Below are 10,607 nucleotides of genomic sequence, written 5' to 3'. Positions count from 1 at the left end.
GAGTTGCGGCGCTTCGCGCCGCAACTCTATTTGGGTTTTATGTCTTAACTTACTTGGCTATAGCTATAAATCGCTACAATTTCATCATTCATTTTTCTTGCTGCTACTCGGCTTTTGTCCTTTGTAGCAGCATTTCTTTCTTGTTACCATAGGTAGAATTGAGATACTCAAGAACTCCTCATCATTTCCTCATTTTTTGCTGATAATACAAGTATTGCCACAGAATATTAAGCTAAAAGGTACTGTTGTTTTTTGACAGGAGGGAATTTTGAAAATTTTATTAGTTGAAGATGATTTGTACTCTGCGGCGACACTCTTACAGCTACTTGCAGAATCTCATTACACAATTGATACGGTAGCCGATGCAAAAATGGCTTGGCGATATGTGGAAACCTACAATTATGACTTGATCATTCTTGATGTAATGTTGCCTGATAGTGATGGTATTGGACTATGCACCAAGCTGCGTAATTCTGGATATAGCATTCCTGTGCTGTTACTGACGGCGAAAGATAGTATGAACGATCGCGTGATGGGGTTAGAAGCGGGAGCCGATGACTATGTGGTTAAGCCCTATAACTTTCAGGAATTAGTGGCAAGGATTCGAGCGCTATTACGCCGCTATTATGAAAATAATAATCTCATTCAAGAATTGATTTGGGAAGACTTGCGGCTCGATCTGAAGATGCATACCGTTACTTACAAAGAGAAAATTTTACGCTTAACGCAAAAGGAACATGGACTATTAGAAATATTTCTTAGGCATCCACAACAGATATTTAGTCGTAGTGCTTTGATTGATCAGGTGTGGTCGGCAGGAGAGTTTCCCAGTGATGAAGCAGTGACTACCCATATTAAGGGATTGCGGCAAAAACTGAAGGCGGCGGGACTACCAATAGATCCTATTGAGACTTTGTACGGATTGGGCTATCGGCTCAAACCTGCACCTGTATCGGTATCTGCACCTGTGCAACTTAAGGCGGTAAGTTCTTTGCCTAAAGAGTCTGTAGTTGAGAACCTATCACCTCTAGATAATGGGCGAGTACAGGAAGTTATTGCGATTATGTCTAAGAAATTAATTGCGGGTTTACCAGAGACGATCGCCATGTTTCGACGAGTAGCGATCGCTTTGGAGAAGAATAAATTGGGTGCGAATCTACGTTATGAAGGATATATGCAAGCACATCGACTGATTGGCTCATTAGGTTCCTTGGGGTTTCCTGAAGAATCGGCGATCGCCCGCCAGATTGAGGAGATGCTAAATAGTGAGTTCCCTTTAGTTAGTTCTAACGCGGAGTTGCTAGGACAATTAATTACAAAGCTTGAACAGATTACCCTAAAATCATCGCCGACAGTTCTTCCTGAGCTTCCATCCCATCATTCCCATTCACCATTACCTCTGTTACTAATTGTCGATGATAATGTTTTGTTGACACAGAAGATTTTGCTAGAAGCGGAAACTTTGGGAATGCGGGTGCAAACGGCGTTGGATCTGACAACTGCTAGAGAGAAAATTGAGAGGGAAGTTCCTGATGTGATTTTGCTAGATATCGCCCTTCCTAACTCTAGTCAGGAGGGGCTGATGTTTTTGGACGAATTGGCTCAGAGAGAGACGCAAATTCCAACGGTGATGATGACGGCAGCGAGTGGATTGAACGATCGCATAATGGTGGCGCGTAAGGGTATTTGCTCATTTATTGAAAAACCCGCTTCGACGGAAGAAATTCTGAATACGGTGTCGCAGGTTTTGTATCAACACGGTAGCGATCGCTCTAAGGTGATGATTGTCGATGACGATCCGACTTTGCTCAAAACCCTGCGACGATCACTGGAAAGTCGAGAAATCGAAGTCATTACTTTACAGAACCCCAAACAGTTTTGGCAGGTATTAGAATCTACCACTCCCGATCTCTTAATTTTGGATTTGATCATGCCAGATTATAGCGGTGTTGATTTATGTCAAGCCGTGCGAACGTCTTCTCTCTGGCATGATTTACCGATTGTGTTTTTATCGGCTCATAGCGATCGCGAAACAATTAGGCAATTATTTGTTGCGGGTGCTGATGATTATCTGAGTAAACCAGTCGCGGAAAGTGATTTATATACCCGTATTGTCAGCCGTTTAGATCGCAGTCGCTTATCGAGACAGACTGCTGATTTTGATGGTTTGACAGGGGTTTATACCCACCGTCGCGGCATTCAAGTTTTGACACAGCTTTTGCGGATGGCGGCACGCAATCAACAGACTCTCAGTTTAGCGATTTTGGATTTGGATTTATTCAAACAAGTGAACGATCGCTATGGGCATATTATGGGCGATGCGGTGTTGAAGCAATTTGGTAACCTCTTGCGTCAAAATTTTCGCAATGAAGATGTAACAATGCGTTGGGGCGGTGAGGAGTTTGTGGTGGGGTTGTATGGGGCTAACCTTCAACAAAGTATCGAACGCTTAAATATTTTGTTGGCAACATGGCGCAAAGAAAGATTCACCACGGTGAGAGGTGAGTCTTTTGGAATTACTTTTAGTGCGGGTGTGGTGGAATATCCCCATAAAGGCACAACTCTAGAGGTTTTATATCGCAATATGGATGCAGCATTGTATCAGGCGAAGGCGGCAGGAAGAGATCAGATTGTTGCCGCAAGTGATTGGTTGCAGTCGGCTTGATTTCCTCAGACTTTCCTCATTTTTAACTGTTATTTATTGAAAAGCAATTGGGACTGAATCTCAGGCATTAACTACATTTTATAAAGAATTTGTAACATGAGAATATTTGAGCAATTTTATGAATGTCCTGTTACTGGTCAAAACTCAGCAATCTGGCAGCTAAAATGCCATTTACGGATTATTCATCGGCAATTCGGACAACAAGTTGTAATCGTCTCTGTGCAGAACTGCGAGATTGGTTGGTTTATTCCTTCCCAACTCGAACAACTTGCCACACACATAGTTAGGGTGTTTCAGCTTGACCCTGAGCGCTTGCTTTGGATCGAGCGTGACCCCCATTACGCTAACCGTCCCATTAATACAGAATATAGTGAAGTTTCGTTTGATTGGCATCAGGGGGTTGCTACTAATGCTAAATGGAAGGCGATCGAGAATGAATCAGTAGAATTTCTCAGCTACAAAGAATTTATTTGGAATCGCGATTATTTCAGTCATGCTTTCGTTGTAAGCGCTTAACCAATCTTGCATCGCATTACTGACCAAGTTTTAATCCTGAACATTTATCACCCAAATTCCTACATTAACTATGTATTCGTGTGATCCACTCATGTCCAAACCCTTCGTTAAATTAACATTGATGATTGCTGTGGAAGAGGTTGATAGTTTCCTTAACGATTATCCCAATTGCTTGCACCCAGAATATTCCATGATACCTGAATGTCAAATCAAAATGACTAATACTGAACTGCGACAGCGATCGCTAGAGCATATTACCCGTCACATCCCCAAGCGCTATGAGATAATTGACTGTGCGAGGGAAAATCCTGAAAAGCCGAAAATGCCCTACAGTGTTGTAGAGCAAGGAATACATATTAAAGCTCTAGTTAAAGATGGTATTTTTCAAATTTTGCCATAGGTAGCCTAGCGTAGTTAAAATACAAAACCAGATCTTGTGACGCCCACTACGCGCACGGCATAAGATCTGGTTTTAAGCTTATTTATGCTGCACTACTTAGTATGCTCGGCAGACTCCCCACTTTAGAAAACATACTAGATTGGTAATGGATAATTTTTTGAGACAGGTCGATCATGATTTTTACGAATTTGAAGCGATTAATCTGACTAATTGCGATCGCGAACCAATTCATATTCCTAGTTTGATTCAGCCCCATGGGCTATTGATCGTGCTTACCGAGCCAGATTTGCGGATTGCTCAGGTGAGTGCCAATTCCCTTGATATTTTAGGAATTGCGATCGATGACTTACTTGATCGCCCCTTAGCAGAATTTACAGGGAAAGAACTGATTAAATCGATTCGAGCTTGTCTCAATCACCATTTTGAATATCCCAATCCTCTGCGTGTTAATTTTTATGGATTGGCGGAGAGCTTACCTAGTGCTTTTAATGGCATTGTCCATCGCGCCCCCACAGGTGAAATTGTGCTGGAACTGGAACCTTGGGACGCATCGGTGAGCAGTGATTTTTTTCATTTTTATTACCAAATTAAACAGACTCTTACTAAAATCCAGACAGTAAAAGACCTCGCGGCATTATGCGAACTAGTGGTGCAGGAAATACAAGCATTAACAGGATTTGATCGCGTGATGATCTACCGCTTCAATGAGCAGGGAGACGGAAGTGTGATTGCAGAAACTAAACAGCCTGACCTAGAGCCATTTTTAGGACTACATTACCCTGACTCAGACATTCCCAAACAGGCAAAACATCTCTACACCCTCAACTGGTTGCGCTTAATTCCCGATGTGAATTATCAACCAGCGGGGCTAGTCAGTCATGGGCAATCTCTAGACAGAAAATCACCTTTGGATATGAGTTATTGTGTTTTGCGATCGGTGTCGCCAATGCATATTGAATATCTGCAAAATATGGGTGTAGCTGCCTCGATGTCTGTCTCTCTGGTTCAAAATCAAAAGCTATGGGGATTGATCGCCTGTCACCATGAGACACCCAAATTTGTACCCTATGAAATTCGTACGATCTGCGAATTTTTGGGACAGTTGATGTCTACGGAATTAGCCAATAAAGAAGCCAATGAGCATCTTGATTACAAAACACGCCTCAAAATCCTTCAAGGTCAGTTTGTAGAACGTTTGACTAAAGCAACGGGATTTGTGGAGGAACTCAATTACGATCATGCCGCTTTGTTAGAGCTGACGAGCGCTCAGGGTGCGGCTATTGTTGATGGCGATCGCCTGATTTTGATTGGCGAAACTCCTGATGCCGCCGCCATACAATCTCTACTGAATTGGTTACAAGATCGTTTTGATCAGGATCTCTTTGTTACCGATGCGTTATCCAGTCTCTATCCTGAAATGATGGAATATCAGGCCACTGCCAGTGGCTTGATGGTAATGGCAATTTCTAAAATCCAGCATCGATATGTTCTGTGGTTTCGTCCAGAACAATTGCAAACCGTTACTTGGGCAGGCGATCGCGATAAACCAACACAAGTTGCTGAAGACGGTAGTATTGTTCTGCTTCCCCGTCAGTCCTTTGCCGCTTGGAAAGAAATCGTGCGCGGTAAGTCTACTCCTTGGTTGCCCTGTGAAGTGGAAAGTGCGACCAAACTGCGGCAGGCGATCGTTGATATTGCCCTGCGACAAGCCCATGAAATCGACATGATTAACGCAGAGCTCGAACGGAGTAATAGTGAACTCGATGCCTTTGCTTACATCGCTTCCCATGATTTAAAAGAACCCTTGCGCGGTATTCATAATTATGCCACTTTTTTATTAGAAGACTATGGCGAAATCCTTAATGGTGATGGGGCAGACAAGCTGCAGACATTGGTAAAACTAACGAAACGGATGGAAGCATTGATCGAATCTTTGCTAAAATTCTCGCGACTAGGTCGTCAGGAGTTGCAGATGGAACCCCTTGATCTCAATCAATTATTAAGAAATGTGATAGAAATATTTGCGATGAATCCGCAATGGCAGAACTGCAAAATTCTCATCCCCCGATTGCTGCCGATGGTATGGGGCGATCGCCTCTTGATCGAAGAGATTTTTATTAATTTGATTAGCAATGCTTTTAAATACAATGAAAATCCTGAAAAATTGGCAGAAATTGACTGGCTTGAGGATCAGTCTAAATCGCCTTTGGTAATGCTCTATGTGCGCGATAATGGGATTGGTATCCGTCAGAAGCATTGGCAATCAATATTTCAAATCTTCAGACGGTTAAATGCACCGAGTAAGTATGGTACTGGTACGGGTGCTGGGCTAACGATTGTCAAAAAGATTGTCGAACGCCACAAAGGTAGCATTCAAGTGCAATCTACCTACGGAGAAGGAACTACTATTTCTTTTACTCTACCTGCGAGAAATCCAAATTTGCTATGAACGATCTGCATTTGCATTACCGTCTTGACCACATTAAGCAGGCAACGCGATATTCAAATCTATTACGAGAATAAAACAAGTTGCTGTTTTACCTAGCTAGGAACAATTCACCATCTGAAATTCTTCCTGAAATTTATGCTCTTGACATCACCACCCTTAGACTCCACGATCACCATTCTGATTGTCGATGATTCGGCAGAAGATCGTGCTACTTACATTCGTTACCTGCAATCAGATACATCCCGTTACTATATTTTTCTGGAAGCGGAAACCCTAGCAGAAGGTATAGATCTATGGCAATCGCAACATCCTGATATTGTCCTCGTTGACTATTTTCTCCCCGATGGTGAGGGATGGGAATTATTAGCCGCTATGGGCGAAGGCGATCTTGTGCCGAAGCTAGAGGCGATCATCTTAACTGGGCATGATGGCAATGAGCAGCTTATCTTACAAACAATGCGGTTAGGAGCTGCCGACTATCTTATTAAAAGTGAGGTGACATCGGTATCTCTCTGTACCCGTGTGGGTCAGGTGTGTGATCATCTAATTCTTACCCGCCAGTTGCATCGATCGCAGGAGCAGGAACTTTTAATTGCCAAAATTGCTCTACATATTCGTCAATATCTTGGTTTGGAAGAAATTCTCAATGCGATCGTTCAAGAAATACGCACCTTTTTAAAAGCCGATCGCACCGTTTGTCTATCAATTCAATCCCGATTTTAGTGGTCGGGTTGTTGCTGAGTCAGTCTTACCACCTTGGACAACCTGTCTCAATCAACAAATTGACGAGTTCTGCTTTCAAGGTAATCTCGGAGGTGAATACGCGGAAGGTCGTGTTTTTTCAACTTTCGATATTTATGAGGCGAACTTAACTGAATGCCATTTGCAACTAATGGAACATTTTCAGGTCAGGGCAAATCTTGTATTACCGCTCCTGATCATCAACGGCAAAAATCAAAGGCTATGGGGATTGTTGATAGTCCATCAATGTTCTAATCCGCGCGTTTGGCAAAAGAGCGATATTAGCTTACTGCAACAATTATCAGTACAGGTAGCGATCGCAATTCAACAGGCAGAACTTTATCGGGATCTGCAAAGTAGCAATGCTGAATTAGAAAATCGAGTTACTGAGCGCACTGCCGAGCTGTTTCAAAGGCAAATTGCCCTGCAAGAATCCAATCGGCGCTGGCAATCGTTATTAGATAATGTCCGCTTAATTGTTATCGGCTTAAATCGTCAAGGACAAATAGAGTATGTCAATCCCTATTTTCTAGAGGCGACTGGTTACGATCTAAAGGAGGTCATGGGCAAAGATTGGTTTGCTAACTTTTTACCGCACCTCGACCGCGCCCAGAGTAACCGTGATTTTGTCGATGCTTTAGTTAATGACTTTCAGCCCTATTATCAAAATTCTATTTTGACTAAAGCCAAGGAAGAAAGAGAAATTTCTTGGAATAATACGCTCCTTCGCAATGAAACGGGAGAGATTATTGGAATCATCAGCATCGGTGAAGATATTACCGAAAAGTTGAAGATTGAACGGGTCAAAAGTGAATTTATTTCCATTGTTAGCCATGAACTACGCACACCTTTAGCCTCGATTCGGGGCGCTTTGGGGCTGCTAGCTTCTGGCGTATTGGCAGACAAGCCCGAAGTTGCTAAGAACATGCTCAATATTGCGGCGACCGATATTGAGAGGTTAGTCCGCCTAGTCAATGATATTTTGGACTTAGAGCGCTTAGAATCCAATCAAGTCGATATCGATCGCCAATGGTACGACACATCAAGTCTATGCCACCAAGCCGTTGAAACCATGCAGGCGATCGCTATGGAAAGTCAGATCCAGATCTTAATTAAATGTCCATCCTTCGAGATTTTTGCCGATCGCGATCGCCTTGTGCAAACCCTAGTCAATTTACTCAGTAATGCGATTAAGTTTTCACCACCGCAAAGTCAAGTCGAGATTACAGTAGAATCTGCTAATGAGGCGATCATTTTTCATGTCAGAGATTGGGGGCGTGGGATTCCCGAAAACTATCTAGAAAGGATTTTTGGGCGGTTTAACCAAGTTGATGCTTCAGATTCTCGACAGATGGGAGGCACAGGGCTGGGTTTAGCGATCTGTCAGAGTATTGTCCAGCAGCACGGCGGCAAAATATGGGCTGAAAGTAAATTATCAGAAGGAAGTACGTTTTCATTCACAATTCCACACCAGAGGAAATCATAACCATGATCACCAAATCGATTCTACTAATTGATGACGAACCAAATCTGGCTCAAGTCATAGCTGTTTGTTTAGAAAGCTTTAAAGGCTGGAAAGTCCAAATCGCTAATTCTGGAAAAGCAGGACTAAGTATTGTTGAATCACTTAAGCCCGATGCGATTCTCCTTGATGTGATGATGCCTGAAATGGATGGTATTAAAGTTCTTCAGCATCTACAACAAAATCCAGTAACTCAAAAAATTCCTGTAATTCTGTTGACCGCAAAAGTACAAGCTAGCGATCGTGCCAGATTTGCTCAACTAGATATTGCAGGAGCGATTGCTAAACCCTTTGAGCCACTGCAAATTGCCGATAAAATTGCTGAGCTTTTAAATTGGTAACTATAGCGCAGGGCAGTTAAGAGAGTGTTTGAGAAGTTAAGCGAGACGTTTAAGGAGGAGCTGAATCATACCGATATAGAAAAAAGCCTGAGAAGATTCAGGTAAAAGTTCGTATTCTCTGTTTGAGATGGAAACCAGTGGAATGCCCCTGTGGGTGTGGAAATAATCGCAGAGAAGCTTAGAGCGTGTTTGAGAAGTTTTTTACCCCCTCTAACTCCCCCTTTGAAAGGGGGAGAATTTAGGTTTCCCCCCTTTCAAAGGGGGGATTAAGGGGGGTAAAAGCAGAAATTTATGCTAGACAGAAGACTTCCCAAACACGCTCTTAGGCAGACCACGCAGTGGTCTGCCTAAGCTTTAATTTTGAGCTGACTGATAAATTTTGTGGCAGAATCGCGAATAGCCTGTTTTTCAACTTCAGTCTTCTTGTTATAGGAATTCACCATTAATGATACTCGTCCATTCTCGGCAAAACTCTCGCGATGTTGATCGACAAAATGCCAATACAGATAATTGAATGGACATGCCTTGTCACCAACTTTCTCTTTGACATCATATTGGCATTGGGAACAGCAATTACTCATTTTATTGATGTAATTTCCACCTGCGACATAGGGTTTGGATGCCAAAATACCGCCATCGGCAAAGGTGGACATCCCCAACACATTAGGAAGTTCTACCCACTCGTAGGCATCGATATAGGCAAGCCAAAACCATCGATTTAATTGACGCGGATCGGTATTGGTAAGGTTGCTAAAATTGCTCAATACCATCAAGCGCTGAATATGATGGGAATAGCCATAATTTAAAACATTAGTTACGGCATCTTGCATACAGAGCAAATCTGTATCGGCATCCCAATAGAGCTGTGGCAAGTCGTTGGTAAATCCAAAATAATTATGCTCACGGGCTTGGGGCATCTGTGCTTCATAGTAAACACGAATGTATTCGCGCCAGCCGAGAATTTGCCGCACAAAGCCTTCCACAGAATTGAGAGGTGCAAGATTTTGGTGATAAGCTGCGATCGCAATTTCACAGATTTCCTGTGGCAGTAATAATCCATTATTGAGATAAATCGACAATACCGAATGAAATAGAAATGGCTCACCCGTCTTGGTGGCATCTTCATACGCACCAAAGTTAGCCAGCCGAGTTTCGATAAATACCTTTGCTAGTTCTAAGGCTTGGTCACGGGTAACCGCATAGCTAAATCGATCTAACTTCCCAAAATTATGAGGCAAATAGTTATTTACTAAATCAATTACTTCTTGAGTAATTAGATCGGGTGGAATTTCAGGTATTGGGGGGATAGAAATATTTTTGGGCAGCGCTTTGCGGTTTTCTTTGTCATAGTTCCAATTACCGCCAATCGGTTTACCATCTGCCATCAGATAGCCCGTTTGCTTGCGTAATTCTCGATAGAAGTTTTCGAGACGGTATCCCTTTTTAATTTTGTCTTTGAACTGATCGGCATCAGCGATAAAGAAGTTATTGGGGATTTGCTCTATGCGATCACAAAATGTATCCGCTAAAGCCGCCATCTGCGATCGCGTATCCCATTCCGAGGGCTGCATATAGCTAAGTTTGATCGCAGGATATTGCTGCAAAAACTCAGCTAAAGCCTCGGCATGAAACCCCTCTGTAAATAAATTCAGAATAGGAAAACCTTGCTGATAACATGCGATCGCAAAATGTCGTTGAGCGCTGAGAATATAAACTAATTTCTGTTTATGGTGCGGAATTGCCGTGGCATATTTGAGGGATTCGACAAAGATGAGTAATGGCTTTTGGTCAAGTAATTGCTTAGGAAATACACTGAGATTGAGTTGGTCATGAAGAATAAATAAACTGCGATCGCAATTTGCTAACTTGTTCTCCAGACTAGCGGTAATTGGATAGTTATCAATTTGAGAAAGAAATTTACGGGCAGTTTCTAGCATAATAATTTATTTTTAGATAATGAAATGCGCCGCAGT

Annotated in this window: 8 protein-coding genes; 7 read left to right on the top strand and 1 reads right to left on the bottom strand. The window is 42.5% G+C overall.

The window, feature by feature from the left end:
• Positions 1-268: 268 nt before the first annotated feature.
• From H6F41_RS13535 to H6F41_RS13505, 7 genes are all read left to right on the top strand, one after another.
• Positions 269-2,665 carry a response regulator gene (locus H6F41_RS13535; RefSeq protein ID WP_190404002.1) on the top strand — a complete coding sequence of 799 codons (2,397 nt, stop codon included), beginning with the start codon at positions 269-271 and terminating at the stop codon, positions 2,663-2,665.
• 96 nt (positions 2,666-2,761) lie between these two features.
• Positions 2,762-3,181 (top strand): hypothetical protein, encoded by a 420-nt coding sequence (locus H6F41_RS13530; protein ID WP_190404001.1) that lies wholly within the window; start codon positions 2,762-2,764, stop codon positions 3,179-3,181.
• Positions 3,182-3,272: 91 nt separating this feature from the next.
• Positions 3,273-3,581: a hypothetical protein gene (locus tag H6F41_RS13525; RefSeq protein WP_190404000.1), complete on the top strand. Its 309-nt coding sequence runs from the start codon at positions 3,273-3,275 to the stop codon at positions 3,579-3,581.
• 145 nt (positions 3,582-3,726) lie between these two features.
• A complete protein-coding gene (locus H6F41_RS13520; RefSeq protein ID WP_190403999.1) occupies positions 3,727-6,030 on the top strand; it encodes an ATP-binding protein in 2,304 nt (767 codons plus the stop codon).
• Positions 6,031-6,165: 135 nt separating this feature from the next.
• Complete coding sequence (locus tag H6F41_RS13515; RefSeq protein WP_190403998.1) at positions 6,166-6,753, top strand: response regulator; 588 nt, start codon at positions 6,166-6,168, stop codon at positions 6,751-6,753.
• Positions 6,716-8,257 carry an ATP-binding protein gene (locus H6F41_RS19275; protein ID WP_322095920.1) on the top strand — a complete coding sequence of 514 codons (1,542 nt, stop codon included), beginning with the start codon at positions 6,716-6,718 and terminating at the stop codon, positions 8,255-8,257. Before H6F41_RS13515 ends, H6F41_RS19275 begins: the two co-directional genes overlap by 38 nt.
• 2 nt (positions 8,258-8,259) lie before the next feature.
• On the top strand, positions 8,260-8,634 hold the full coding sequence (locus tag H6F41_RS13505; protein WP_190403996.1) for a response regulator: 375 nt from the start codon (positions 8,260-8,262) through the stop codon (positions 8,632-8,634).
• A 347-nt stretch (positions 8,635-8,981) separates the two neighbouring features.
• On the opposite strand, the gene H6F41_RS13500 is transcribed toward H6F41_RS13505, so the two are convergent.
• Positions 8,982-10,571: a cryptochrome/photolyase family protein gene (locus tag H6F41_RS13500; protein ID WP_190403995.1), complete on the bottom strand. Its 1,590-nt coding sequence runs from the start codon at positions 10,569-10,571 to the stop codon at positions 8,982-8,984.
• Between the last annotated feature and the right edge of the window lie 36 nt (positions 10,572-10,607).

This window comes from Pseudanabaena mucicola FACHB-723, from assembly GCF_014696385.1.
Classification (GTDB): domain Bacteria; phylum Cyanobacteriota; class Cyanobacteriia; order Pseudanabaenales; family Pseudanabaenaceae; genus Pseudanabaena.
Note: the sequence above shows the minus strand (reverse complement) of the source record. Positions and strands in the feature narration are given on the sequence as shown.

What these genes read in the sequence shown, in the direction of transcription:
- H6F41_RS13530 (WP_190404001.1), top strand. Translation starts at nt 2,762, where the DNA reads ATGAGAATATTTGAGCAATTTTATGAATGTCCTGTTACTGGTCAAAAC.
- H6F41_RS13520 (WP_190403999.1), top strand. Translation starts at nt 3,727, where the DNA reads ATGGATAATTTTTTGAGACAGGTCGATCATGATTTTTACGAATTTGAA.
- H6F41_RS13515 (WP_190403998.1), top strand. Translation starts at nt 6,166, where the DNA reads ATGCTCTTGACATCACCACCCTTAGACTCCACGATCACCATTCTGATT.
- H6F41_RS13525 (WP_190404000.1), top strand. Translation starts at nt 3,273, where the DNA reads ATGTCCAAACCCTTCGTTAAATTAACATTGATGATTGCTGTGGAAGAG.
- H6F41_RS13500 (WP_190403995.1), bottom strand. Translation starts at nt 10,571, where the DNA reads ATGCTAGAAACTGCCCGTAAATTTCTTTCTCAAATTGATAACTATCCA.
- H6F41_RS13505 (WP_190403996.1), top strand. Translation starts at nt 8,260, where the DNA reads ATGATCACCAAATCGATTCTACTAATTGATGACGAACCAAATCTGGCT.